21 protein-coding genes and 1 pseudogene are annotated in these 26,269 nt (G+C 71.1%); 17 read left to right on the top strand and 5 right to left on the bottom strand.

Annotated elements, in window-relative coordinates:
• The first annotated feature begins 174 nt into the window (after positions 1-174).
• Together AB0O76_RS36080 and AB0O76_RS36075 are read left to right on the top strand one after the other, a co-directional pair.
• Positions 175-651 (top strand): hypothetical protein, encoded by a 477-nt coding sequence (locus tag AB0O76_RS36080; RefSeq protein WP_365500501.1) that lies wholly within the window; start codon positions 175-177, stop codon positions 649-651.
• A gap of 261 nt (positions 652-912) precedes the next feature.
• Positions 913-1,917, top strand: a pseudogene (locus AB0O76_RS36075) (chitinase); the annotation flags it as partial.
• Here AB0O76_RS36075 and AB0O76_RS36070 read toward each other — a convergent pair.
• Entirely contained in the window at positions 1,905-2,474 is a 570-nt protein-coding gene (locus tag AB0O76_RS36070; protein WP_365500498.1) for a phosphatase PAP2 family protein, read from the bottom strand. The pseudogene AB0O76_RS36075 and the gene AB0O76_RS36070 sit on opposite strands and share 13 nt — an antisense overlap.
• Before the next feature lie 505 nt (positions 2,475-2,979).
• Positions 2,980-4,314: a 4-aminobutyrate--2-oxoglutarate transaminase gene (gene gabT, locus AB0O76_RS36065; protein ID WP_365500495.1), complete on the bottom strand. Its 1,335-nt coding sequence runs from the start codon at positions 4,312-4,314 to the stop codon at positions 2,980-2,982.
• Positions 4,315-4,680: 366 nt separating this feature from the next.
• On the opposite strand from gabT, the gene AB0O76_RS36060 reads away from it, so the two are divergent.
• The 12 genes from AB0O76_RS36060 to AB0O76_RS36005 all read left to right on the top strand — a co-directional run bounded on the left by AB0O76_RS36060 (position 4,681) and on the right by AB0O76_RS36005 (position 21,896).
• Positions 4,681-7,089: an ATP/GTP-binding protein gene (locus AB0O76_RS36060; protein WP_365500492.1), complete on the top strand. Its 2,409-nt coding sequence runs from the start codon at positions 4,681-4,683 to the stop codon at positions 7,087-7,089.
• 205 nt (positions 7,090-7,294) lie between these two features.
• Positions 7,295-8,881 (top strand): PucR family transcriptional regulator, encoded by a 1,587-nt coding sequence (locus AB0O76_RS36055; protein ID WP_365500489.1) that lies wholly within the window; start codon positions 7,295-7,297, stop codon positions 8,879-8,881.
• Between the two features lie 187 nt (positions 8,882-9,068).
• Positions 9,069-10,514 carry an aldehyde dehydrogenase family protein gene (locus AB0O76_RS36050; RefSeq protein ID WP_365500486.1) on the top strand — a complete coding sequence of 482 codons (1,446 nt, stop codon included), beginning with the start codon at positions 9,069-9,071 and terminating at the stop codon, positions 10,512-10,514.
• Positions 10,515-10,776: 262 nt separating this feature from the next.
• The gene (locus AB0O76_RS36045) at positions 10,777-12,714 is read left to right on the top strand and encodes an acyl-CoA dehydrogenase family protein (RefSeq protein ID WP_365500483.1); all 1,938 of its coding nucleotides are present in this window, start codon (positions 10,777-10,779) and stop codon (positions 12,712-12,714) included.
• 117 nt (positions 12,715-12,831) lie between these two features.
• Positions 12,832-13,347 carry a hypothetical protein gene (locus tag AB0O76_RS36040; RefSeq protein ID WP_365500579.1) on the top strand — a complete coding sequence of 172 codons (516 nt, stop codon included), beginning with the start codon at positions 12,832-12,834 and terminating at the stop codon, positions 13,345-13,347.
• The gene (locus tag AB0O76_RS36035; RefSeq protein WP_365500480.1) at positions 13,344-14,306 is read left to right on the top strand and encodes a hypothetical protein; all 963 of its coding nucleotides are present in this window, start codon (positions 13,344-13,346) and stop codon (positions 14,304-14,306) included. Before AB0O76_RS36040 ends, AB0O76_RS36035 begins: the two co-directional genes overlap by 4 nt.
• Positions 14,307-14,359: 53 nt before the next feature.
• Positions 14,360-15,634: a 1-deoxy-D-xylulose-5-phosphate reductoisomerase gene (gene dxr / locus AB0O76_RS36030; RefSeq protein ID WP_365500477.1), complete on the top strand. Its 1,275-nt coding sequence runs from the start codon at positions 14,360-14,362 to the stop codon at positions 15,632-15,634.
• Complete coding sequence (locus tag AB0O76_RS36025) at positions 15,631-16,932, top strand: site-2 protease family protein (protein WP_365500474.1); 1,302 nt, start codon at positions 15,631-15,633, stop codon at positions 16,930-16,932. Before dxr ends, AB0O76_RS36025 begins: the two co-directional genes overlap by 4 nt.
• Before the next feature lie 187 nt (positions 16,933-17,119).
• On the top strand, positions 17,120-18,277 hold the full coding sequence (ispG, locus tag AB0O76_RS36020) for a flavodoxin-dependent (E)-4-hydroxy-3-methylbut-2-enyl-diphosphate synthase (RefSeq protein ID WP_365500471.1): 1,158 nt from the start codon (positions 17,120-17,122) through the stop codon (positions 18,275-18,277).
• Between the two features lie 390 nt (positions 18,278-18,667).
• Entirely contained in the window at positions 18,668-19,516 is an 849-nt protein-coding gene (locus AB0O76_RS36015) for a GNAT family N-acetyltransferase (protein WP_365500468.1), read from the top strand.
• A gap of 61 nt (positions 19,517-19,577) precedes the next feature.
• A complete protein-coding gene (locus AB0O76_RS36010) occupies positions 19,578-20,123 on the top strand; it encodes a GNAT family N-acetyltransferase (RefSeq protein WP_365500465.1) in 546 nt (181 codons plus the stop codon).
• Positions 20,124-20,192: 69 nt separating this feature from the next.
• Positions 20,193-21,896 carry a proline--tRNA ligase gene (locus AB0O76_RS36005; protein ID WP_365500462.1) on the top strand — a complete coding sequence of 568 codons (1,704 nt, stop codon included), beginning with the start codon at positions 20,193-20,195 and terminating at the stop codon, positions 21,894-21,896.
• 126 nt (positions 21,897-22,022) lie between these two features.
• Here the strand turns inward: AB0O76_RS36005 and AB0O76_RS36000 are convergent, their stop codons facing one another.
• The 3 genes from AB0O76_RS36000 to AB0O76_RS35990 are packed head-to-tail and all read right to left on the bottom strand — an operon-like array spanning position 22,023 to position 23,983.
• A complete protein-coding gene (locus AB0O76_RS36000; RefSeq protein ID WP_365500459.1) occupies positions 22,023-22,931 on the bottom strand; it encodes an aminoglycoside phosphotransferase family protein in 909 nt (302 codons plus the stop codon).
• A gap of 48 nt (positions 22,932-22,979) precedes the next feature.
• Positions 22,980-23,438, bottom strand: coding sequence for a ferritin-like domain-containing protein (locus AB0O76_RS35995; protein WP_365500456.1), 459 nt, complete (start codon positions 23,436-23,438; stop codon positions 22,980-22,982).
• The gene (locus tag AB0O76_RS35990) at positions 23,435-23,983 is read right to left on the bottom strand and encodes a hypothetical protein (RefSeq protein WP_365500453.1); all 549 of its coding nucleotides are present in this window, start codon (positions 23,981-23,983) and stop codon (positions 23,435-23,437) included. Before AB0O76_RS35990 ends, AB0O76_RS35995 begins: the two co-directional genes overlap by 4 nt.
• A 295-nt stretch (positions 23,984-24,278) precedes the next feature.
• On the opposite strand from AB0O76_RS35990, the gene rimP reads away from it, so the two are divergent.
• From rimP to AB0O76_RS35975, 3 genes are all read left to right on the top strand, one after another.
• Positions 24,279-24,776 carry a ribosome maturation factor RimP gene (rimP, locus tag AB0O76_RS35985; protein WP_365500450.1) on the top strand — a complete coding sequence of 166 codons (498 nt, stop codon included), beginning with the start codon at positions 24,279-24,281 and terminating at the stop codon, positions 24,774-24,776.
• 2 nt (positions 24,777-24,778) lie between these two features.
• Positions 24,779-25,777, top strand: a complete 999-nt coding sequence (gene nusA, locus AB0O76_RS35980) for a transcription termination factor NusA (protein WP_135330985.1) — start codon at positions 24,779-24,781, stop codon at positions 25,775-25,777.
• Between the two features lie 89 nt (positions 25,778-25,866).
• The gene (locus AB0O76_RS35975) at positions 25,867-26,157 is read left to right on the top strand and encodes a YlxR family protein (protein WP_266871192.1); all 291 of its coding nucleotides are present in this window, start codon (positions 25,867-25,869) and stop codon (positions 26,155-26,157) included.
• Positions 26,158-26,269: the final 112 nt, after the last annotated feature.

The following is a 26,269-nucleotide window of genomic DNA, read 5'->3' as shown; positions in this document are numbered from 1 at the left end:
CGGGGGCTGCGGGGGGGGGTGGGGGGTGTGGTCGGCGGCCCGCGCCCCCCCCCCCCCCCACACCCGCCCCGTCGCACTACCAACTGGTAGCCGAAACCCGCGTAATGCTCCGCCCCCGACCCCCTCTCGCCTGTGACAGGCACAGCTGGCGCAGAGGAAGAGGGAGGTCCCGCCATGAATGCCTCAAGGACGAAGTCGGCGGTCGAATGGCTGGTGTCGGTGGCGCCGGATCCGGAAGCCTGCCGCTGGGAGTGGGAGCGAAATCCCCTCGGGGTCGCGCTGCTGCCGGCGGGCAGGCTCTGGGACGTACTCATCCTGCCCGGCGAACTCGGCTACCCCACGCTTGACGTGCTCACCCGCTGCATCGACCGCCCAGGACCCGTGCTCGCCGACTTCGGCGACGCCCGCATGGGGTTCTTCGTCCCGGCGGGCACGGTCGCCCGCTGGATCGGTACGGGCATCCGCGGCGCGGGCCGCGGCACCTGGATCGTCGTGCCCTATCCCGGGCGGGCCAGCGGCGCGGCGCGCTGGCTGATCCTGCCGGACGGTTCGGGCACCCTGACCGATCCGGCGCTGCTGGAACTCGCGATGCACGAGGCGGCGGCGGGTCTCGCCCGGGAGGGGCAGGAGGGGGGAGGGGGGAGTCAGTAGTCCCGGTCAGGGGAGTGCCGCAGCGGCACAGGAGTGGTTGAAGGTCTTGACAGCCTTATTGGTCTGGACCAAATTAAGCGCACCCGCCCTCCAATCCCCCCATGCCCGGAGGCAGTTGTGGATCGTTCCGTGTTGCGTTCCCGTTCCCATTCCCTGAGACGTCTCACCGTGGCCGCGGCCGCCTCCTGCGCGCTCGCCGCGTCCGGCCTTCCTGCCATGTCCGCTGCAGCGGACACCGCACGACCGAAGGCCGCCGCCGACCACGCCCTCGTCGGCTATCTGCACACCAGCTTCGCCAACGGCTCCGGATACACCCGGCTCGCGGACACCCCCGACAGCTGGGACATCATCGACCTCGCCTTCGGCGAGCCGACGTCCGCCACATCGGGCGACATCCGCTTCAGTCTCTGCCCGCAGACCGAGTGCCCGAACGTGGAGACCAAGGACGAGTTCAAGGCCGCGATCAAGGCCAAGCAGGCGGCGGGCAAGAAGGTCCTGATCTCCATCGGCGGCCAGAACGGCCAGGTGCAGCTCACCACCACACAGGCCCGCGACACCTTCGTGTCGTCCGTCTCCGCGATCATCGACGAGTACGGACTCGACGGCCTGGACATCGACTTCGAGGGCCACTCCCTCTCCCTGAACGCCGACGACACGGACTTCAAGAACCCGACGACCCCGTCGATCGTGAACCTCATCTCCGCGGTGAGGACCCTCAAGTCCAAGTACGGCAGCGGCTTCACGCTGACCATGGCGCCGGAGACCTTCTTCGTCCAGCTCGGCTACCAGTACTACGGCACCGGCAAATGGGGCGGCCAGGACCCGCGCGCGGGCGCGTACCTCCCGGTCATCCACGCCCTGCGCGACGACCTCACCCTGCTGCACGTCCAGGACTACAACTCGGGGCCGATCATGGGCCTGGACAACCAGTACCACTCCATGGGCGGCGCCGACTTCCACATCGCCATGACCGACATGCTGCTCACCGGCTTCCCGGTGGCGGGCGACACCGACAATGTCTTCCCCGCCCTGCCCCCGGAGAAGGTGGCCATCGGCATGCCGGCCTCCACCAATGCGGGCAACGGCCATGTGCCGACCACCGAGGTCAACAAGGCCCTGAACTGCCTCACCAAGGGCACCGACTGCGGTGCGTACGCGACGCACGGCACCTGGCCGGCGCTGCGCGGCCTCATGACGTGGTCGATCAACTGGGACCGCCACAACAACTGGGAGTTCTCGAAGAACTTCGACGCCTACTTCGGTTGAGGCGTCCGCGTCCCGTAGCGCGTGACCACGACCACCATCACCTGCAGCACCATCCCGAACAGCAGCCAACTGGCCACGACGTCCAGCGGCCAGTGGTACCCGCGCCGCACAAGACCGAGCCCGACCCCGAAGTTCAACAGGGCACAGGCGATGACCAGTTCACGACGTCCGTACGTGCTTCGCAGATACGGAAGCAGGAGCAGCGCCGCCCCGCCGTAGGCGACCACGGCGGTGGCGGTGTGGCCCGAAGGGTAGTAGCCGCTGCCGTCCATGCCGGGCGGTCCGGTGCGGTCGATGAGGACCTTGAGCGGGATCACGAGCGCCGGGATCGCCACCATCGCCACGGTGGCGGTCACCGGGGCGAGCCACCAGCGGAAGACGCCGTCGAGCCTGCCCCGCCAGGCGGTCCAGACGACGACGGCACCGAGCACGGGTCCGGCGACCGCCACGCCACCGAGGTCGGCGAGGAACTCGGCGGCGCCGTCCGGGAGCCTGCTTCCGGTGATCCAGGGGCTGAGCCGCTGGTCCGCGTCGAGGAGGGGTCCTTCGGCGATCACCTGCCAGGTGACGAGCGCGAGGAACAGCGCACAGAGGGAAATAAAAATGGCCGGCCACCTCGGAACAGGGGGGGTAGTTCCGAAGTGGCCGGGCTGATCGGCGAACCGCGCGCCCCGGGGGGTTTGGGGCGTGCGGCCATCCGATCGGTGAGGAGTTCCGGAGCCAGAAGCTCCGGGTGTGTGCGCGATGGCACGACCAAGACGGGGCTGGGGAGGCTCCGTCCCGGTGTCGCCCACAGTCCCCTGTGGGCGGGGTGTTTCTCTCATCTGCAGAAACCGTACGTCAGGTGGTGACGGGCCGACAGGCGGAACGGCAACCCGTCATGGGCCCCGCACACGTTCTTCACACGCCCTGCCCGTCACCCCAGGTCATGGCTCTCTCACCGCGCGAGGTACACACACGTCAGGGCATGTGCGGATACATACGGAGCCGGGATCTTCCCGCTTTGGGGTGATCCCGGCTCCCTTGAGCGCTATGGATGACGGCCGTGGCCGACTCCCCGCGTCAGATGCCGGCGAACGCCGCCTCGATGATGTCCAGGCCCTCGTTGAGGAGGTCGTCGCCGATCACCAGCGGCGGCAGGAAGCGCAGCACGTTGCCGTACGTGCCACAGGTGAGGACGAGCAGGCCCTCGGCGTGGCAGGCCTTGGCCAGCGCGGCGGTCGCCTCCGGGTTCGGCTCCTTGGTGGTGCGGTCCTTGACCAGCTCGATGGCGATCATGGCGCCACGGCCGCGGATGTCGCCGACGACGTCGTACTTCTCCGCGATGGCGGCGAGGCGCGACTTCATCGTCGCCTCGATCGCCTTGGCCTTGCCGTTGAGGTCGAGCTCCTTCATCGTCTCGATGGCACCGAGCGCACCGGCGCAGGCCACCGGGTTGCCGCCGTAGGTGCCGCCGAGGCCGCCGGCGTGCGCGGCGTCCATGATCTCGGCGCGCCCGGTGACGGCAGCGAGCGGCAGACCACCGGCAATGCCCTTCGCCGTGGTGATCAGGTCCGGGACGATGCCCTCGTCCTCACAGGCGAACCACTGACCGGTGCGGCAGAAGCCGGACTGGATCTCGTCGGCGACGAAGACGATGCCGTTGTCGTTGGCGAACTGCACGATCGCGGGCAGGAAGCCCTTCGCGGGCTCGATGAAGCCGCCCTCGCCGAGCACCGGCTCGATGATGATCGCGGCGACGTTGTCCGCGCCGACCTGCTTGGTGATCTGGTCGATGGCCTGCTTGGCGGCCTCGGGACCGGCGTTCTCCTCGCCCGTCGGCCAGCGGTAGCCGTAGGCCACCGGTACGCGGTAGACCTCGGGCGCGAACGGCCCGAAGCCGTTCTTGTACGGCATGTTCTTGCTGGTCAGCGCCATCGTGAGGTTGGTCCGGCCGTGGTAGCCGTGGTCGAAGACGACGACGGCCTGGCGCTTGGTGTGCGCACGGGCGATCTTGACGGCGTTCTCGACGGCCTCGGCGCCGGAGTTGAAGAGCGCGGACTTCTTCGCGTGGTCACCCGGCGTCAGCTCCGCGAGCTGCTCGGCGACGGCGACGTACCCCTCGTACGGCGTGACCATGAAACAGGTGTGGGTGAAGTCGGCGAGCTGCGCGGTCGCGCGGCGCACGACGGCCTCGGCGCTCGCACCGACCGACGTCACGGCGATGCCGGAGCCGAAGTCGATGAAGCGGTTCCCGTCTACGTCCTCGATGATGCCGCCACCGGCGCGCGCCGCGAACACGGGCAGCACCGAACCCACCCCACCGGCGACCGTGGCGGTCCGGCGGGCCTGCAGCTCCTGGGACTTCGGCCCGGGAATGGCGGTGACGACGCGGCGCTCCTGCGGAATTTCGGTCATGGAGGGCTCCTGGGGGTGGGGGCGTTACGGACGCACTGTTGCTTTCTTCGCAGGTTAGGGCCGCGGACCGGGGGCGGTCATGCTCCACGGGGGAGTTGTTGGGCGTGGCGGTTGTCCGTGGTGGACATAGCGGCCCGCCCGGTGGGGTCAGGGGGTGGCGATCGGAGCGTGCTCTCGCGTTCCGACAGCCATGTCGTCGTGGTCCTTGTGATCGGCCATCGGACGACCGTAGCGGGACAGAGGCGTGCGGCCCAGCTCGCGCCGCCCCATTCCCGCAGGCCCGGCCGCGTATCCGGTGAACTCCCCCTGCGGGGGCACTAGATTGACCCGCGGAACAGCAGAGCGGCAGGTCAGGGGGCAAGGGGCATGGACTCCGACGGCACATACGACGCACGCGGCACGCACGCCACACCGGTGCCGCGGCCGGCGGTGCCTCCGTCCGGTGCCGCGGCCGGTCCTCCGCCACGGGTGCCCGCCGCGCCGCCGATGCCCCGGCAGGCGCCCGGCGCCGACAGCGCCACATCCGTCGCCGAATGGCTCGCCGCGCCGCGCCCCGAGGTGGCTCCGGGCCTCTGGCGCTACGCCTACCGGCCTCCGGCGCCCGAGGCCGATGGCGAAGGCGCCGATCGGCGACTGATCGTCGGCATAGTGATCTCCGCCCTGCTCGGTCTGCTGTTCTGGTCGCTGTGGCGGCAGGGCAGCATCCCCTATCAGTGGGCCCCGCTGAAGCTGTTCACGCCGGGCGACTGGTGGTGGGCCGGCAGCGCCACTCCCAAGGCGTGGCAGGCCGAGGACGCCCGGATCGTCTACGACGGGGTGGTCTTCGGCGCGGTGCTGTACACCGTCGGTCGGCTTGGCGCCTGGCCGGACGCGATCCAGCACTTCGTGGTGCGGCGCCCGCAACCGGCCCGTGCCGTGCTCGCCTCCGTCGCGGCGGTTGGTGTCCTGGTCTTCGTCTGGCCGAGCGCCCTCGGGCTCGACGCGCGGGCGCTGCCCGTGGCCGACCCCGTCTTCTCACTGGTCGCGCTCGTCGCGGGTGGGTACGAAGTATTCGAATCGCGCCTGCTCACCGACGCCCTGTACGTCCTGATCACCCTCGCCGTGCTGTGGCCCTTCGTGCGGATCGGAGGGTGGTGGCAGGCGGTCCGCGACGCCAGGGCCGTGAAGGAGCGGACGCCCGCCGCGCCGCCGCGCCCCGCCGACGACGCCACGCGCGCCCACTGGCCCAAACTGCGCGAGGCGGGACACGACAAGGCCGCTGATCTGCTCTCCACCGAACTGGTCGGCGGACGCATGAACGACGTCGACTGCGCCCGCGTGGCCCACGCCTGGCGCACGGCCACCCCCGACCCGGGGGCTCTCGCCGCCTTCGTGGACACGGTCGCCCGGCACGGCCGCGCCGCCTGGGCCCACCCCTCCGGCCGGCGTGACCTGCCCGCTCGCACAGCCGTCCACGACGTGCTCACCGGCCAGGTCAGGATCGGCCGCTACGCCAAGGACGAGCGCAACCCCTACGCCGTACGCAACGCCGCCGCCGCGCTCGATCCCGCCGTGCTCGGCACCTCCCTGCTTGCTGTGGGTCCGTCCGGAGCGGGCAAGACCGGACGGCTCATGCGTCCGGTGGTCGAGTCGCTCGCCCTGGGCGCCCTCACGGGGCAGTGCGCCGTCGTCGCCGTGGGCTCGGCGGGCACGGAGCTCGGTGCCGACGACGCGTACGACGTCGTGGTCAAGCCGGGCGATCCGGCGTCCGTCCACGACATCGACCTGTACGCGGACTGCGCCGACGCGGACGAGGCCGCGGCCTTCCTCGCCGAAGCGTTGGTCGGCGACCTCGAGGCCGTCGAGACGCGGCGCGCCGCCACCACTCTCGCGCAACTGCTCGGCCCCTACCGGGTCCTCCACGGAGGCTTCCCCTCCGTCCCCGTGCTGCGCGAACTGCTCGAAGGGGACCCCGTCGGCCTCGCCGCCCTCCAGGCGGGCCTCGCCACGGGCGAGCACACGGCCATGCGCCGCGAACTCGACGCCCGTATCCGTCAGTCCGGCTCTCCGGGCGACCCGGGCCCCGCCCTGGCCGACCGGCTCGCCCTGCTCGACCGGCCCGCTTTCGCCGACTTCTTCAACCCCGGCGGCGAGGGACGCCCCTTCTCCATGCGCGCCGTCGTCCACCACCCGCTCCGGGTCAGAGTGGATCTGCCCGAGCACGGACACGAGGAGGCGTCGAGGCTGCTTGCCCGACTGCTGCTCGCTCAGTTCACGTACGTCGTCCGCGGCCGTGCCCGGCGGCCGCACTTCGCCTGTCTGATCCTCGACGACGCCGCGCGCACCCTCACCACCGAGAGCGTGCGCGCCATCCAGCGGCTGCGGTCGCTGAACGCGGGCGTCGTGCTCGGTCTGCGCACCATCGGCGAGGTACCGGAGCCGCTCCAGGGGCCGCTCTTTGCGGCGGTCGGCTGCCGGATGGCCTTCTCCGGCGTGACGACCTGGGACGGTCGTCGGTTCACCGAGGCCTGGGGCACCGAGTGGATCGAGACGAAGGAAGTCGCACAGCACACCGTCTTCGCCGATCAGCCGATGACGCGGGCGCTGCACTCGCTGCGCAAGCTCGTCACCGGCAAGGCGGTCACGACCGACGCCGTCACCGTGCGCAAGGTCGAGCGCGAGCGCTGGTCCGCCTCCGACCTCGCCCACGCCCTGCCTCCCGGCCACGCCGTGCTCTCGCTCACCGATGTGCGCGGCGAGCACGCCCCGCCGCTCCTCGTGGACCTCCGGGGTTAGTCGGCAGGGCGTAGGTAGGGATGTACGTACTGGGTAATCGGTCCCGTACGTACCGTACGGTGAGGCAGAATCGACACAGGTCGTTCATACGTAGCGGCCAAAAGATCCACATCTCGTCCGGGATGCGATGTACGGACCGGGCGGGTGCCGTCTCGCCCGACGTCGTCGACACCCAGACCTGCCACTGACCCGACCTGAAGGTCCCATGCCGCCCACGCTCGCCTCGTTGGTCCATCACTCCGCGCTCAAGCTCACCGTGCGCGCGGGCGAGGAGCATCTGGATGCCCCCGTGCGCTGGGCGCATGCCAGTGAGCTCACCGATCCCGTGCCCTACATGGAGGGCGGCGAGCTCCTCCTGATCACCGCGCTCAAGCTGGACGCGGAGGATCCCGACGCGATGCGCCGCTATGTGAAGCGGCTTGCGGCTGCCGGTGTCGTCGGGCTCGGCTTCGCGGTCGGCGTGCACTACGACGACATTCCGCAGGCGCTGGTCGATGCCGCGGAGGGTGAGGGGCTTCCGCTCATCGAGGTGCCTCGGCGCACGCCGTTCCTCGCCATCAGCAAGGCCGTGTCGGCCGCGATCGCCGCCGACCAGTACCGCGCGGTGACGGCGGGCTTCGCGGCCCAGCGCGAGCTGACCAAGCAAGCGCTGAGCGACGGCCCCGAGGGGCTGCTCGCCGCGCTGGCCGGGCAGGTGGACGGCTGGGCCGCGCTGTACGACGCGTCCGGTGCCGTCGTCGCCACGGCACCGGAGTGGGCGTCCCGCAGGGCCGCCCGCCTCACCTCCGACGTCGAGCGGCTGCGGGACCGGACGGCCCCCGCGAGCGCGGTCGTCGCCGGCACGGAGGACCGCGTGGAGCTGCACTCGATCGGCACCGGGCGGCGGCCGCGCGCCGCGCTCGCCGTCGGCACGGCGTCCACCCTCGGCACCGCCGAGCGGTACGCGCTGCACTCCGCGATAGCGCTCCTCACCCTCACCACGGAGCGGAACCGCTCGCTGCACGCCGCCGAGGCGCGGATCGGGGCTGCGGTGCTGAGGATGCTGCTCGCCGGGGAGCCGGATCACGCGCGGACCGTGGCGGGGGAGCTGTACGGGGGGCTCCTTGACGCCCCGTTCCGCCTCGTCATGGCTGAAGTGCCGGCCTCCGCCCCCGAGGGCGGCGACCCGCTGGCCGGGCTCACCGACGCCGTCGAATCGGCCGCCGCGCGCGCCGGCGAGGCGCTCCTCGTCGTGCCTTACGGCGAGCGGCTCGTGCTCCTCGTCGTGGACGGCGGGGCAGGGGCGGCGGCCTGCGTCGCGTACGCGGAGCAGCTGGAGTCCGGCCGCTCGGAGGTGCGCGAGCAGGGCGCGGGCGACGACGCGTCGCTCCTGATGGGGCTCTCCGCGCCCGCCGGACCGATCGCGGCGGCCACGGCGTACAAGCAGGCAGACCAGGCGCTGTCCGTGGCCCGGCGGCGGGGCCGCACGCTGGTCGAGCACGAGGAGCTCGCGGCGGGCTCCGTCCTTCCCCTCCTCGCCGACGACGCGGTGCGGGCGTTCGCCGACGGGCTCCTGCGTGCGCTGTACGAGCACGACGCCACCGGCCGGGGCGACCTGATCGCCTCGCTGCGGGCCTGGCTGTCCCGGCACGGCCAGTGGGACGCGGCGGCGGCGGACCTCGGCGTCCACCGGCATACGCTGCGCTACCGGATGCGGAGGGTCGAGGAGATCCTCGGGCGCAGCCTGGACGACCCGGACGTCCGGATGGAGCTGTGGCTCTCGCTGAAGGCGACGTCGAGCGGCACGGAGTAGCCCTTACGGGCCCCGTCGCGTGTCGTCTCACCCCGGCACTGCTTCGCAAGCCCCCCGCCCCTGCCAAAGCGGCGCAGACCCAGTGTCCAACGTGCCGCGTCGGACAAACGCCCCGCACCCTTACCGCCCCTACGGTGGGGAACGTACCCCCCAAGACACACCTTTCGCGGAAGGGCCGGGAATCGACATGACTTCCATCCACGCCTTCTGGCTCGCCGGTCGCCAGACCACCGGTGAGACCACTCTCGACGTCACATCGCCCTGGGACGGGCGGCTCGTCGGCAAGGCGGCCGTCCCGACCGACGCCCAGGTCGAGGAGGCCGTCGCCGCCGCGTACGCCGTGCGCGACGAGTTCGCAGCGACCCCGGCCCACGTACGCGCCGCGGCCCTCTCCCACGTGTCGAACCGCCTGGTCGAGCGCACGGAGGAGATCGCCCAGCTGATCTCCGCGGAGAACGGCAAGCCGATCAAGTGGGCCCGCGGCGAGGTCGGCCGCGCGGTCTCCGTGTTCCGGTTCGCCGCGGAGGAGGCCCGCCGGTTCAACGGCGGCGAGGCCCAGCGCCTGGACACCGACGCCGGCGGCCAGGGCCGCCTCGCCCTGACCCGCCGCTTCCCCAAGGGCGTCGTCCTCGGCATCGCGCCGTTCAACTTCCCGCTGAACCTCTGCGCGCACAAGATCGCCCCGGCCATCGCCGTCGGCGCGCCGATCATCCTGAAGCCGGCGCCCGCGACGCCGCTGTCCGGACTCCTCATCGGCGAACTGCTCGCCGAGACCGACCTCCCGGCCGGTTCCTGGTCCGTGCTCCCCGTCGCCAACGACAAGATGCCCGCCCTGGTCCAGGACGAGCGCATGCCGGTCATCTCCTTCACCGGCTCCGACAAGGTCGGCTACGCGATCATGGACTCGGTGCCGCGCAAGCACTGCACCCTGGAGCTGGGCGGCAACGGCGCGGCCGTCGTCCTGGACGACTTCTCCTCGGACGAGGACCTGGACTGGGCCGCCTCGCGCATCGCGACGTTCTCCAACTACCAGGGCGGCCAGTCCTGCATCTCGGTGCAGCGGGTCATCGCCGACGCGTCCGTCTACGACCGTCTCGTGCCGCGCGTCGTGAAGGCCGTCGAGGCCCAGGTCACCGGCGACCCGTCGGACCCGGCCACCGAGGTCGGCCCGCTGGTCAACGAGGACGCCGCCAAGCGCGTGGAGGCCTGGGTCGAAGAGGCCGTCAACGCGGGCGCGAAGCTCCTCGCGGGCGGCAAGCGGGACGGCGCCGCGTACGCGCCGACCGTGCTCGCCGACGTACCGGCCGACGTGACCCTGGCCTGCGAGGAGGTCTTCGGCCCCGTCCTCACCCTCAAGAAGGTGGACGGCGAGGCGGAGGCGTTCGCCGCCGTCAACGACTCCAAGTACGGCCTCCAGGCGGGCGTCTTCACGCACGACCTGCAGACCGCCTTCCGCGCCCACCGCGACCTCGAGGTCGGCGGCGTGGTCATCGGTGACGCCCCGTCCTACCGCGCCGACCAGATGCCGTACGGCGGCGTCAAGCAGTCCGGCGTGGGCCGCGAGGGCGTGGCGTTCGCGATGGACGACTACACGTACGAGCGGGTCATGGTCCTGACGGGCCTCGCCCTGTAAGGCACTTCACGAAGCAAGGCACTTCACGAACCGGACGGCCGGAGCCCACTGTGCGGGGGCTCCGGCCGTTCTCGTGTCCGGGTCCGCGGAGCGGACGCGGTGCGGACGCTGTGCGGCCAAACGCTGCGCGAGGGCTGGTGGGGTTCGGGCGAATCGGGTACATACGATCCATACGATCGAGTAGCACCAGTCAGTAACCGACCGGGTCGAGATCGGTCCATCGGCACCGACCGCCCCCACTCCGCGGCGAGGTGAGCTCCTCATGTCCGCACCAACCCCCAAACCGTCCGTCAGCGAGCGCGAGGCCCGGCAGGTCGCCGAGGCCGCTCGCGAGCAGGACTGGCGCAAGCCCAGCTTCGCCAAGGAACTCTTCCTGGGCCGCTTCCGGCTCGACCTGATCCACCCGCACCCGCTGCCCGCGGACGAGGACGCCGAGCGCGGCGAGGAGTTTCTGGCCAAGCTCCGCGACTTCTGCGAGACGAAGATCGACTCGGCCCGCATCGAGCGCGAGGCGCAGATCCCCGACGAGGTGATCAACGGGCTCAAGGAGCTCGGCGCGCTCGGCATGAAGATCGACACGAAGTACGGCGGGCTCGGCCTCACGCAGGTCTACTACAACAAGGCCCTGGCCCTCGTCGGCTCCGCCAGCCCCTCGATCGGCGCGCTGCTCTCCGCCCACCAGTCGATCGGCGTACCGCAGCCGCTGAAGCAGTTCGGCACCCAGGAGCAGAAGGACGAGTTCCTGCCGCGCTGCGCCCGCACGGACATCAGCGCGTTCCTGCTGACCGAGCCGGACGTCGGCTCCGACCCGGCGCGCATGGCGATGGCGGCCGTCCCGGACGGCGACGATTACGTCCTGGACGGCGTGAAGCTGTGGACCACGAACGGCGTCGTCGCCGACCTGCTCGTGGTCATGGCGCGGGTGCCGAAGTCCGATGGCCACAAGGGCGGCATCACCGCCTTCGTCGTCGAGGCCGGGTCGGACGGCATCACGGTCGAGAACCGCAACGCCTTCATGGGGCTGCGAGGGCTTGAGAACGGTGTCACCCGCTTCCACCAGGTCCGCGTGCCCGCGGCGCACCGCATCGGCCCCGAGGGCGCGGGCCTGAAGATCGCCCTGACGACCCTCAACACCGGACGGCTTTCGCTCCCCGCGATGTGCGTCGGCGCCGGCAAATGGTGCCTGAAGATCGCCCGCGAGTGGTCGGGGGCGCGCGAGCAGTGGGGCAAGCCGGTCGCGTTCCACGAGGCGGTCGGCGCGAAGATCTCCTTCATCGCGGCGACGACCTTCGCCCTGGAAGCCGTACTCGATCTCTCCTCGCAGATGGCCGACGAGGACCGCAACGACATCCGCATCGAGGCCGCCCTCGCCAAGCTGTACGGCTCGGAGATGGGCTGTCTGATGGCGGACGAACTCGTCCAGATCCGTGGCGGCCGCGGCTTCGAGACGGCCGAGTCCCTCGCCGCCCGCGGGGAACGCGCGGTCCCGGCCGAACAGGTCCTGCGCGACCTGCGCATCAACCGCATCTTCGAGGGCTCGACGGAGATCATGCACCTGCTGATCGCCCGCGAGGCCGTGGACGCGCACCTGAAGGTCGCGGGCGACCTGATCGACCCGGACAAGTCCCTGTCCGACAAGGCGAAGGCGGGCGCCAAGGCAGGCGGCTTCTACGCACGCTGGCTGCCGAAACTGGTGACCGGAGCGGGTCAACTCCCGCGCTCGTACGCCGAGTTCCACCCCAGCGGCCACGCGGACCTGTCCGGCCATCTGCGCTACGTAGAACGCAACGCCCGCAAGCTGGCCCGCTCGACCTTCTACGCGATGTCACGCTGGCAGGGAAAAATGGAGACCAAGCAGGGCTTCCTGGGCCGCGTGGTCGACATCGGCGCCGAACTCTTCGCGATGAGCGCCGCCTGCGTACGCGCGGAACTCCTGCGCACCACGGAGGACCACGGCCGCGAGGCCTACCAGCTGGCCGACACCTTCTGCCGCCAGTCCCGCATCCGCGTCGACGAGCTCTTCGACCGCCTGTGGACCAACACCGACGACATCGACCGCAAGGTCGTCAAGGGCGTCCTCTCCGGTACGTACACCTGGCTGGAGTCCGGCGTCGTCGACCCCAGCGGCGAAGGCCCCTGGATCGCGGACGCCACCCCCGGCCCGACGAAACGGGAGAACGTCCACCGTCCCATCCGCTGATCGCGGAGCACGCCACGGCCCTTCCTCTGCGGCAGCCCCCGGCCCTACGCTCGTGCGGCGGACTTCTGGAACCGGAGTCCCGCCGCCGTACCGCCGGGGGATGCCGTGGACGTGCCGATGCTCATCCTGCTGGGGGCGGCGGGGGGCGTGCTGCGCGGAGTGCTCGACGCCTACAACTGCGTACTCGACTGGCAGGCGGCGCGCCGCGAACACCGGCAGGCACCTGCCGCCGGGCAGGAGCCCCAACCGCCGCGATTCCGGGACCACTTCGACCCCGTGGCCGATACCGCCGCAGCCGTCATCCACAGCGGGATGGGCGCCGGTGCCGCCGTGCTCTTCGGCACCACCGGCCAGATCAGCGGCGCGTACGCGGCGTTCGTCGTCGGAGTATCGGCCCCGGTGATCCTGACCCAGCTCGGGCGCATCCAGGCGGTGAGCGACGCCGTCACCGGTGCGCCGACGGCGCCCGCGCCCGAGGCGGGCGGGGCGCAGCAGACCGAGCCGCTCGGGCCGCGCGTCCGGCCCAGCGTGGTGCCTGAGCCCGCTCAGGCCCAGGAACCGCAGGCCGAGCCCCGGCCGCAGCCCCGCCGCATCCACGGATCCACGGCCGAGGGAGAGGGGACGGCACTGTGACCCGACCCTCCACGAACCGCAGGATCGCCTCGGCGGTGCTCGGCGTCGGCCGCGCCTCCGCCCGGCCGACGGGCGCCCCGCGCAGGGCCGAACTCCCGCTCGGCCGCCGGGTGCTTGCCGCGCTCCTCGGCATCCGCGTGAGCGCGCCGCAGCGGTCCGAGGCGGCGCCCGTGAACCGCCCTCCGCGGACTCCTTCGTCCCGCACGGCACCGCACCTGCTCGCCGAGGACCGCGCCGACTTCGAGCAGCTGCTCGACGGGGTGCTGCGCAGCGCACCGGAGCGGCCCGAGCTCTCCGCGGTGGGGCAGTTCGTGCACACCGAGCAGCTGCGCACCATGGCGACGAACGCGTCCGCCCTCATCGCCGCGGCCGCGGCGGCCGAGTACGACCACTACGTGAAGGTGCGCAGCGAGGTGCGGTCACCGGCCCAGCCGGACGATGCCGTGGCAGTCGGCGCCTCAGGCTCCGCCCACCTGGCTCTCGGACCGGCCCGCATGGAGAGCGGCAGTGGGCTCTTCGCCGTCTTCGCGGTGCTCGTGCCCGTCCTCGCCGGGACGGCCGCCGCGATCTTCCTGCTCATCGGGTACGTCCTGAAGATGCTCACCCCGGAGCCAGACTTCGCCGACGCCATGATCGGTGCCGGGTGGTTCTTCGGCGCGGTCACCGCCGCGGGACTGCTGGCCGGCGCGGTCGGCCTGGTGGTCACCGCACTGCGCCATGGTCTCCCCGCGGCCAAGGCGGAGCCACGGACGGGGCGCGAGGACGAGGTCGCCCGGGCCAGGGAGGCCTGGCGCCGCGCACTCCAGGAACGCGGCATCGAGCCCTTCCTGAGGGACGCGGTGGCGGAGTCCGACCCGGGCGCCGACCCACGCACCCGAGGTGGCGCCATCCCCTCGGTCCCGCCCCTCCGCTACGCCGCTCGCCCCGACAGTCCCGCCCCGGAACACGAGACCGAGTGACCGGATCGGGGCGCAGTGCACCCGCACACAGCCGCCCACGCAAGAATGGGGGCATGAGCGACAGCCCTGCCCCCCTCGCGGACCCGCATCTCGTCTTCGACCCCGTGGTCCCAGTGGCCACAGCCGGCCCGCGGGACATCGTCATCCTCGGCTCGACGGGGTCGATCGGCACCCAGGCCATCGACCTCGTCCTGCGCAACCCCGGCCGCTTCCGCGTCACCGCGCTCTCCGCCGCCGGCGGCCGCGTCGGCCTGCTCGCCGAGCAGGCGCGGCAGCTGCGGGTACGGACCGTCGCCGTGGCCCGCGAGGACGTCGTACCGGCGCTGCGTGAGGCGCTCAAGGGGCAGTACGGCGGCGAGTCGCTGCCCGAGATCCTCGCCGGGCCCGACGCGGCCACGCAGCTCGCCGCGTCCGAGTGCCACACGGTCCTGAACGGCATCACCGGTTCCATCGGGCTCGCGCCCACCCTCGCCGCCCTCGAAGCGGGCCGCACGCTCGCGCTCGCCAACAAGGAGTCGCTGATCGTCGGCGGCCCCCTGGTCAAGGCGCTCGCCAAGCCGGGGCAGATCATCCCCGTCGACTCCGAGCACGCCGCCCTCTTCCAGGCGCTCGCCGCCGGCACCCGCGCGGATGTGCGCAAGCTGGTCGTCACGGCCTCCGGGGGCCCTTTCCGGGGACGTACGAAGGCCGAACTGGCCGACGTCACCCCGGAAGACGCGCTCGCGCACCCCACCTGGGCCATGGGCCCGGTCATCACCGTCAACTCGGCCACGCTCGTCAACAAGGGCCTGGAAGTCATCGAGGCGCACCTCCTCTACGACATCCCGTTCGAGCGCATCGAGGTCGTGGTCCACCCGCAGTCCTACGTGCACTCCATGGTCGAGTTCACGGACGGCTCGACGCTGGCCCAGGCCACGCCGCCCGACATGCGCGGCCCGATCGCCATCGGCGTCGGCTGGCCCGAGCGGGTCCCGGACGCGGCCCCCGCGTTCGACTGGACGAAGGCGTCGAGCTGGGAGTTCTTCCCGCTCGACAACGACGCTTTTCCGTCGGTCGGGCTCGCCCGGCACGTGGGGCAGCTCGCGGGCACGGCCCCGGCGGTGTTCAATGCCGCCAACGAGGAGTGCGTGGACGCGTTCTTGAACGGCGCCCTGCCCTTCAACGGGATCATGGAGACCGTCACGAAGGTCGTCGCCGAACACGGTGACCCCGGTATTGGAGCGGCGGGAACTTCCCTGACCGTCGCGGACGTCCTCGAAGCGGAGACCTGGGCGCGTGCCCGGGCCCGTGAACTGACGGCGAAGGCGACCGCGGAGGCCCGCGCATGACGACCTTGATGATGATCCTCGGCATAGTCGTCTTCGCGGTCGGACTGCTGTTCTCGATCGCCTGGCACGAGCTGGGCCACCTGTCGACCGCCAAGCTGTTCGGCATCCGCGTGCCGCAGTACATGGTCGGCTTCGGCCCGACGATCTTCTCGCGCAAGAAGGGCGACACCGAGTACGGCATCAAGGCCATCCCCCTGGGCGGCTACATCCGCATGATCGGCATGTTCCCGCCGGGCCCGGACGGCAAGATCGAGGCCCGCTCGACGTCGCCCTGGCGCGGCATGATCGAGGACGCCCGGTCGGCCGCCTTCGAGGAGCTCAAGCCCGGCGACGAAACCCGCCTCTTCTACACGCGCAAGCCGTGGAAGCGCGTGATCGTGATGTTCGCGGGCCCCTTCATGAACCTGATCCTCGCGGTGGCGATCTTCCTCGGCGTGATGATGACGTTCGGCATCAGTACGCAGACGAACCAGGTCGGCAAGGTATCCGACTGCGTCATCCAGCAGAGCGAGAACCGCTCGACCTGCGAGAAGGGCGACAAGCCCTCGCCCGCCAAGGCCGCGGGACTGAAGCTGGGCGACAAGATCGTCGGCTTCCAGGGGCAGCCCGTCGACGACTGGTCCACGCTCCAGTCGAAGATCCGCGAGACCATCGGCCCGGCCACCATCACGGTCGAGCGCGACGGCAAGCGGGTGGACCTGCACGCCAACCTCATCAAGAACCAGGTCAGCAAGACCGACGGGGACGGCGGCTACGTGGAAGGGCAGTACGTCTACGCCGGCTTCCTCGGCTTCACCCCGGCCACCGGGATCGTCCAGCAGGGCTTCGGCGACTCCGTGGACCGCATGGGCGACATGATGGAGAACGGCGTCGAGTCGCTCATCGCCCTGCCGTCCAAGGTCCCCGACCTGTGGGATGCGGCCTTCGGGGACGGCGACCGCAAGCAGGATTCCCCGATGGGCGTCGTTGGCGCGGCCCGCGTGGGCGGCGAGGTCTTCACCTTGGACATCCCGCCGGAGAACCAGATCGCGATGATGCTGTTCCTGGTGGCGGGCTTCAACCTCTCGCTGTTCCTCTTCAACATGCTGCCGCTGCTGCCGCTGGACGGCGGTCACATCGCGGGCGCCCTGTGGGAGTCGGTGCGGCGGAAGGCGGCCAAGCTCCTGAGGCGTCCCGACCCGGGGCCCTTCGACGTGGCGAAGCTGATGCCCGTCGCCTACGTAGTGGCGGGAATCTTCATCTGCTTCACGATCCTGGTGCTGGTTGCGGATGTGGTGAATCCGGTCAGAATTTCCTGAGAACGTCCTGTTTACGAGAAGTTTGCGGCGGCCGGGCACCATATGTGTCCGGCCGCCCACTATTGGGTGGACTCCGGGACGTGATGTGCCCGCGCCCTGTGGGGTGCCGTAATCTCGAAGCCTGGAGCCCGCCGATCTCGGGACCTTGATCCACACTGTGATCCACACTCTTGGGGATGCTCGCCAGATGACTGCCGTTTCTCTCGGAATCCCGTCCGTTCCGACCAAGCTCGCCGACCGCAGGGTCAGCCGGAAGATCCAGGTCGGAACGGTGGCCGTCGGCGGGGACGCACCGGTGTCGGTGCAGTCGATGACGACGACGCGTACGTCCGACATCGGGGCGACGCTGCAGCAGATCGCCGAGCTGACGGCGTCCGGCTGCCAGATCGTGCGGGTCGCCTGCCCGACGCAGGACGATGCGGACGCGCTGGCGACGATTGCGCGGAAGTCGCAGATCCCGGTGATCGCCGACATCCACTTCCAGCCGAAGTACGTCTTCGCGGCGATCGACGCCGGGTGTGCGGCGGTGCGCGTGAACCCCGGCAACATCAAGCAGTTCGACGACAAGGTCGCGGAGATCGCGCGGGCCGCGAAGGAGACGGGCACGCCGATCCGCATCGGCGTCAATGCGGGCTCCCTGGACGCGCGTCTTCTCAAGAAGTACGGCAAGGCGACCCCCGAGGCGCTCGTCGAGTCGGCCCTCTGGGAGGCGTCCCTCTTCGAGGAGCACGACTTCCGGGACATCAAGATCTCGGTCAAGCACAACGACCCGGTCGTGATGGTCAACGCCTACCGGCAGCTGGCCGCCGCCTGCGACTATCCGCTGCACCTCGGTGTGACGGAGGCCGGTCCGGCCTTCCAGGGCACGATCAAGTCGGCGGTCGCCTTCGGGGCGCTGCTCTCCGAGGGCATCGGCGACACCATCCGCGTCTCCCTGTCGGCCCCTCCGGCGGAGGAGGTCAAGGTCGGCATGCAGATCCTGGAGTCGCTGAACCTCAAGCAGCGCCGCCTGGAGATCGTCTCCTGCCCGTCCTGCGGCCGCGCCCAGGTCGACGTCTACAAGCTGGCCGAGGAGGTCACGGCGGGCCTCGACGGCATGGAGGTCCCCCTCCGCGTCGCCGTCATGGGCTGCGTCGTGAACGGCCCCGGGGAGGCCCGCGAGGCCGACCTCGGTGTCGCGTCCGGCAACGGCAAGGGGCAGATCTTCGTCAAGGGCGAGGTCATCAAGACCGTGCCCGAGTCGAAGATCGTGGAGACCCTCATCGAAGAGGCGCTGAAGATCGCCGAACAGATGGAAAGGGACGGCGTCCCCTCGGGCGAGCCGTCGGTGGCGGTGGCGGGCTAGCCGCTGCGCGCGCTCGAACCGTGACGTGGGCCTCGCCACCGGCTGGTGGCGGGGCCTCTTCCGTGCGGGGCCTTCGCAGCCCGCGAAGGCCCAAGAGCGGGGGTGCTGCCTCGTCCGGCCTGGCAGCCGGGGCGGCCGAACGACGGCAGCTCCACCCACGGCACGGGCCGACGCAGGGCAATCGGGCGGGTGGGCGGGAAACCCGCCGCGGAGCGGCGAAGAAGCCACCCGCGCCCCAGGCAACAGGCGGTCGCGAAGTCGCCCTCCCCCCGGCCGACAGGACGTGAAGAAGCCACCCCGGCAAGGGGCCAAGTGGACGCCCCGGCACAAGGCGCCCCCGCCAGGTACAGTGCGGAGATCAGCAGCCCGTCCCCGTGAGGCCCCCCGCACGTGTTGACTCAGACCACATCCCGGGTCCTCGAACCGAGTGACCTGGACGCCGCGCTCGCCGTGCTCGACCGCGAGCCGGTGGCCAACGCCTTCGTGACCTCGCGGGTCCGCGTCGCCGGTCTCGACCCGTGGCGTCTCGGCGGCGAGATGTGGGGCTGGTACGAGGACGGAATCCTTGAGTCGCTTTGCTACGCGGGCGCCAACCTCGTCCCGATATGCGCCACCCCCCGCGCCGTACGCGCCTTCGCGGACCGCGCCCGCAGGGCCGGCCGCCGCTGCTCCTCCATCGTCGGCCCCGCCGAGCCCACGGCCCAGCTGTGGCGCCTGCTCGAACCCTCATGGGGCCCCGCCCGCGAGGTCCGCGCCCAGCAGCCGCTGATGGTCACCGACCGGCTCCCGCAGGACATCACCCCTGATCCGTACGTCCGTCGCGTCCGCAAGGACGAGATGGAGACGATCATGCCGGCGTGCGTGGCGATGTTCACCGAGGAGGTCGGCATCTCGCCGCTCGCCGGTGACGGCGGCCTGCTCTACCAGGCGCGGGTCGCCGAACTGGTCGGCGCGGGGCGCTCGTTCGCCCGCCTCGACGGCGACGGCAAGGTCGTCTTCAAGGCCGAGATCGGCGCCGCCACGGCGCAGGCCTGTCAGGTGCAGGGCGTCTGGATCGCCCCCGAGTACCGCGGCAAGGGCCTGGCCGCCCCCGGCATGGCCGCCGTCCTGGCCTACGCCCTCGCGGACGTGGCCCCGGTCGTCAGCCTCTACGTCAACGACTTCAACACCGCGGCCAGGGCGGCGTACCGGCGCGTGGGCTTCCAGGAGGTCGGGGCGTTCATGAGCGTCCTGTTCTAGCTCCCCGACGTCTCGTACCGCGCCCCTCACGCACCCCCGTCAGCGAGTTAAAGTTCGGCGCATGACTGACGACGTCGTGATCGGGCCGCTGGACCTCGCCACGCACGTGGACGACGCGCTGCGCGTGCAGGCCCACGCGTTCGGGCTCAGCGACGACGAGGTGGCCGTGCGGCGGCAGATCGTGCTGCGGCACATCACCTACCCCGGCGCCCGCGCACTCGGCGCCCGTACGCCCGAGGGACGGCTCATCGGCTTCGTCTACGGCATGCCCAACGACCGCGCTCACTGGTGGTCCACGGTCGTCGAGCCGTATCTGCGGGCCCAGCACCTCGACAGCTGGCTGGACGACTCCTTCGTGATCACCGAGCTCCATGTGCAGCCCGGCCACCAGAACCGCGGCATCGGCCGCACCCTCATCACCACCATCACCGACAGCGCCGCGCAGCCCCGCTCGATCCTCTCCGCGATCGACATCGAGAGCCCGGCGCGCGGCCTCTACCGCTCCCTCGGTTATACGGACCTGGCCCGCAACGTCCAGTTCCCCAGCGCCCCGAAGCCGTACGCGGTGATGGGCGCGCCCCTGCCGCTCAGGCGGCCCGGCGCCTGACCGATTTCCGCACGCGCCCGGCCCCCGGCTAACCTCCTGCACATCATTCTTTCCACGCAGGAGTTCACCATGGCCCAGGTCCAGCGCATGTCCCGATTGATGATCAAGACACTGCGCGACGACCCGGCGGACGCCGAGACGCTCAATCACAAGCTGCTCGTCCGGGCCGGATACGTCCGCCGCACCGCCGCCGGCATCTGGTCCTGGCTGCCGCTCGGCAAGAAGGTCCTGGAGAACATCACCCACGTCGTGCGCGAGGAGATGGACGCCATCGGCGCCCAGGAAGTCCTCCTGCCCGCGCTCCTTCCCAAGGAGTCGTACGACGCGACGGGCCGCTACGACGAGTACGGCGACCTGCTCTTCCGCCTCAAGGACCGCAAGGGCGCGGACTACCTCCTCGGCCCCACGCACGAGGAGATCTTCACCCAGATCGTCAAGGACCAGTGCTCGTCCTACAAGGACCTGCCGGTGATCCTCTACCAGATCCAGACGAAGTACCGCGACGAGGCCCGCCCCCGCGCCGGTGTGCTCCGTGGCCGCGAGTTCCAGATGAAGGACTCGTACTCCTTCGACACCACGGACGAGGGCCTCGCCGAGTCGTACGCCCTGCACCGCGCCGCCTACATCAAGATCTTCGAGCGCCTCGGCCTCGACCACCGCATCGTCTCCGCCGTCTCCGGCGCGATGGGCGGCTCGGCCTCCGAGGAGTTCCTGGCGCCCGCGCCGGCCGGTGAGGACACGTTCGTGGACTGCCCCGCGTGCGACTACGCGGCCAACACGGAGGCCGTGTCCTTCGTCGCGACCGAGACCGTCGACCCGACCGCCTCGGCGCACGGGCCCGTCGAGGACCTGGACACCCCCGACACCCCGACGATCGAGACGCTCGCCGCACACCTCGGCGTGCCCGCGTCCGCGACCCTGAAGAACCTCCTGGTCAAGGTCGACGGCGAGATCGTCGCCGTGGGCGTCCCCGGCGACCGCGAGGTCGACCTGGACAAGCTCGGCGAGCACCTCGCGCCCGCCGTCGTGGAGCTCGTGACGGCCGAGGACTTCGTGGGCCGCGACGATCTCGTACGCGGATACGTCGGCCCCCAGGGCCTGGAGAAGGTCCGCTACATCGCCGACCCGCGGGTGGCGGCAGGCACCGCCTGGATCACCGGCGCGAACAAGATCAACACGCACGCGAAGAACGTCGTCGCGGGCCGTGACTTCGAGGTCGACGACTACCTCGACGTCGTGGTCGTCGAGGAGGGCGACCCCTGCCCCAAGTGCGGCACCGGCCTGAAGCTGGACCGCGCCATCGAGATCGGCCACATCTTCCAGCTGGGCCGCAAGTTCGCCGACGCCTTCCAGCTGGACGTGCTCGGCCAGCAGGGCAAGCCGGTCCGCGTGACCATGGGTTCGTACGGCATCGGCGTCTCGCGCGCGGTGGCGGCGCTCGCCGAGCAGACGGCGGACGACAAGGGTCTGTGCTGGCCCCGGGAGATCGCTCCCGCCGACGTCCACGTGGTGGCCGCGGGCAAGGCGCTCCAGACGGAGCTGGCGCTCGACGTCTCCGAGCAGCTGAACGCCGCGGGCGTGCGGGTCCTGGTGGACGACCGGGCGGGCGTTTCGCCCGGCGTGAAGTTCACCGACGCGGAGCTGATCGGCGTCCCGACGATCCTCGTCGCGGGGCGTCGCTCCGCGGAGGGCGTGGTTGAGCTGAAGGACCGGCGTACCGGGGAGCGCGAGGAGCTGACGGTGGCGGAGGCGATCGCTCGCCTCACCGCGTAAGCGCGCCCGGGGAGGGGCGGGCCCTGCGGGGCTCCGCCCCGGACCCCGCTCCTCAAACGCCGGAGCGGCTATTTTTCCCGCCCACCCTCCCGATTGCCCCGCGGGTTCGGGGAGAGAGAACCGCCCCTACAGCCACCCCGCGAACTCCAGCAGCAGCTCCGCGTCCTGTTCGCGCCCGACGCGCCGCGCCCGCACCCCCGACTCCACCGCCCGGAACAGCGTCCACCCCCGCAGCCGCTCCTGATCCACATCCAGCGACTCGGCCAGCTTCTTCACCCGGCGACGGGTGATCGACGCCCCGGAGGGGGACGCGATCAGGTCCTCCACCCGGTCCCGCACCAGGCGGGCCAGGTCGAAGGCGGGCTCCCCGACCACCGGGTCGGGCCCCACGGCCAGCCACGGCATCCGGTCACCCTGAAGCACCTTGCTCTGCCGGAACGTGCCGTGCAGCAACCGCACATCCTCCGGCGACGGCGCCCCCGCGAGCAGCTCGTCCCGGGCCGCGAGCGCCGCGTCCACCAGCGGCATGACCTCCCCGTCGGCCGACGCCGATGCCCGCATCGCATCGGCCTGCCGCCCGGTCCGCTCGGCGACCGTCTCGAAGCGGTGATCCGGCGGTGGCTCCACCCACAGGCGGCGCAGCGTGCCCGCCGCCTCGAGGAGCGCCTTGGCCTCGGGCAGCGAACGTACCGACACGTCGCGGTGAAGCCGTTCGAGGAGCAGCGCGCCGTCCGTGGCGGACGGGTCCAGGAGCCGTACGGCACCGAGCCCGGCCCAGTGCGCGAGCGCCGCCCGCTCGCTCTGCGGCCGCGACCGCGGCGGCACCAGCTTCAGGACGGCGGGCGTGCCGTCCGCGAGCCGCACCAGGACGACGAGGCTGCTGCGCCCACCGGGTACATGGACCCGCTCGACGGTCAACTCGCGTAGCGCGACGGCCTGTTCCACCGCCTGGGGCAGCTTCTCCAGCCAGTCGTCGCCGTCCTGCGCCGTCTCACCGAGTGCGGTGATCAGACGCTGCGGCGGTTCGAAAGCCATGCGCGAGTTGTTTCCTTCCTGAGCGTGTCATGAGCGGGTCATGAGCGGTCATGCCTGAGGTGCCGAAGAGCCGGACGTGGCGGACCGCTCGGCGAGACCAGGGAAGGTTACGCTCCCGCCCCGCCAGCGCGCCGCACGGACCGCCGCCTCCCGCAGCCCCTCGGCGGCGCTGCCACGCCGGGCGCCGGTGGAGGCGCGTACGAGATCGGAGTAGACCCCCGCGACGCGCTCCTCCAGCTCCGTTGCCAGCCGCACGGCGGCCGCCGAGTCCGGCACCGCGAACGGCAGCTTGTAGGCGGCCGCCGACGGCTCGGGCTCGCCGCCCAGATCGCGTACGGCGCGCTGCAGCTCGTCGCGGCGTGCGCGATGCGCGTCGTACGCCGTGCGCGCCTCCCCCCTGCGGTCCTCGCCGATCCGGCCGCCGACGACCCCGTAGCCGTACACGGCGGCGTGCTCGGCGCCGAGAGCGGCCTGCACCGCCTTCAACTCGTCCTTGGAATCGCTCACTTGGCGTCCTCCGTCAGCAGATAAGCGTGTGCCGCGCCGGCCGCCGCCACCGACGCGAGGAGCCTGGCGAGCTCGGCGGGCGCGTCGAGCAGGGCGCTCGCCCGCTGCCCGGCCAGCTCCCGCTCGGCCTTGGCCAGATCGCGTACGGCGGCCTTCTCGTCCCCGGGCGCGGACGGGGAGGGGGCGGGGGCGGGTGCCGAAGGCGCCGAGGCCGACGGGGACGGCGAGGCGGGCTGCCCCTCGGCGAACGCCGCCTGGTGCCGCTTCACCTCAGCCCGCAGCGGATCGAGCCGTCCGGCCAGCGCGGGATGGGCGGCGAGGACGGCGTCGTACCGCCCCAGAAGCTCACCGCTGTCCCGGGCGGCACGCGCGCGTAGCCGCCCGGCGGCGGAGGCACGCTCGTCCGCGTCCTCCGTGGAGGTGGAGGAAGTGGAGTCCGAGCAGCCCGAGAGCAGCACGGCCCCGGCCGCTCCGGCGGCCCCGGTCAGCAGACTCCTCCGGCGCGGCCCCGAAAGGCGGCGCGAGGGGATGGGATACGACGGCACAGCAGACGTCCTCGGCAGGAAGGCCAGCAAGGCGGGCAGTCAGCAGGTGGAGGCAGAACAGGCAGCAGGCGGAGGTCGGCGGTCCAGGACCGCCGTCAACCTGGTGATCACCGTACCTTCGGCCTGGCTTCGTACTTGCGAGCGGCTCGGCGCCGGTCGGACGACGGTGCGGCAACCGGACGACAACGGGCCGACGGCGGCTACCGGCGGGCGGCAACACCCTCCGGGACCGGATACCCTTTGACCTGACACGCGACGATCCCACAACAGCACACGCGGCCGAGGAGTCACCCGGATGAGCACCACCCAGAGCGAGAGGCTGCGAGAACTGCTGGAACCGCTCGTCAGCTCGAAGGAACTGGATCTCGAAGAGATCGAAGTGGCCTCGGTCGGACGCAAGCGGGTGCTGCGAGTCGTCATCGACTCCGACGACGGCGTGGACCTGGATCAGATCGCAGAGGTCAGCCGCGAACTCTCCGAGAAGCTCGACGAGAGCGACGCGATGGGCGAGGGGGAGTACACCCTCGAAGTCGGCTCCCCGGGCGCCGAGCGCCCGCTGACGGAGCACCGCCACTACCTGCGTGCCGTCGGCCGCCTGGTGAAGTTCCAGCTGACGGAGGGCGGCGAGCTGATCGCCCGCATCCTCGAGGTGGACGACGAAGGCGTGGATCTTGAAGTACCGGGCGTGAAGGGGCGCAAGCCCACCGCCCGCAGGCTCACCTTCGACGAGATCGCCAAGGCGCGCGTCGAGGTCGAGTTCAACCGCAAGGACAAGAAGGAAGAGGAGGCGTAGCCGTGGACATCGACATGAGTGCCCTGCGGGGTCTGGTCCGGGAGAAGGAGATCTCCTTCGACCTGCTGGTCGAGGCGATCGAGTCGGCCCTCCTCATCGCCTACCACCGCACCGACGGCAGCTTCCGTCGCGCACGCGTGAAGCTGGACCGCGACAGCGGCCATGTGACGGTGTGGGCGACGGAGGACCCGGCGGACCTCGAAGAGGGCCAGGAGCCCAAGGAGTTCGACGACACCCCGTCGGACTTCGGCCGCATCGCCGCGACCACCGCGAAGCAGGTCATCCTGCAGCGGCTCCGCGACGCCGAGGACGACGCGACGCTCGGTGAGTACGCGGGACGCGAGGGTGACATCGTCACGGGCGTCGTCCAGCAGGGCCGCGACCCGAAGAACGTCCTTGTCGACATCGGCAAGCTGGAAGCCATCCTGCCGGTGCAGGAGCAGGTGCCGGGCGAGGAGTACCCGCACGGGATGCGCCTTCGTTCGTACGTCGTCCGGGTGGCAAAGGGTGTCCGCGGCCCCTCCGTGACGCTGTCCCGTACGCACCCGAGCCTCGTCAAGAAGCTCTTCGCGCTCGAGGTGCCGGAGATCGCCGACGGTTCCGTCGAGATCTCGGCCATTGCCCGCGAGGCGGGACACCGCACGAAGATCGCGGTCCGCTCCACCCGCTCCGGGCTCAACGCCAAGGGCGCCTGCATCGGCCCGATGGGTCAGCGTGTGCGCAACGTCATGGCGGAGCTGAACGGCGAGAAGATCGACATCGTCGACTGGTCGGACGACCCCGGCGAGATGGTCGCCCACGCGCTGTCCCCGGCGCGGGTCAGCAAGGTGGAGATCGTCGACCTCGCGGCCAGGTCCGCGCGGGTGACGGTGCCCGACTACCAGCTGTCCCTCGCGATCGGCAAGGAGGGCCAGAACGCCCGCCTCGCCGCGCGGCTCACCGGCTGGCGGATCGACATCCGCCCGGACACCGAGCAGCCCCAGGACTCGGCCGACTCCTGATCGAGTTCCCACCGAGTTCTGATCAAGACAACAACCGTTCGATTTTTGCCCCAAAGGGGTGAGGTCGGTGCGGGGAGGTAGACTTAATCGTGTCTGGCCGGACGCAAGCCCGCGCATGCCCTGAGCGCACCTGTGTGGGGTGCCGGGAGCGAGCGGCCAAGAGCGATCTGCTGCGCATCGTGGCGAAAAGGGGCGCCTGCGTCCCTGATCCAAGCGGTACGCTGCCCGGCCGGGGTGCCTATGTACACCCCGTCCCGGTCTGTCTCGACCTGGCGGTTCGCCGCCGGGCGTTCCCGAGAGCCTTCCGAGGCCCGGGTCCGCTCGACACGGCGGAGTTGCGCCGAGTCGTCGAGTCAGTTGCCCAGCAGGCAACACCGTAAGGAAGGTCGCGCGGAACCCCGCGCGGCCCTGGTATTCCGCGAGTTGGAAGTAGGTCGAGATTGCGATGAGCACTCGATGAGCACGCGATGAGTACGCCCATGAAGTAGCGAC

Source organism: Streptomyces sp. NPDC086554 (assembly GCF_040686095.1).
Classification (GTDB): domain Bacteria; phylum Actinomycetota; class Actinomycetes; order Streptomycetales; family Streptomycetaceae; genus Streptomyces.
Note: the sequence above shows the minus strand (reverse complement) of the source record. Positions and strands in the feature narration are given on the sequence as shown.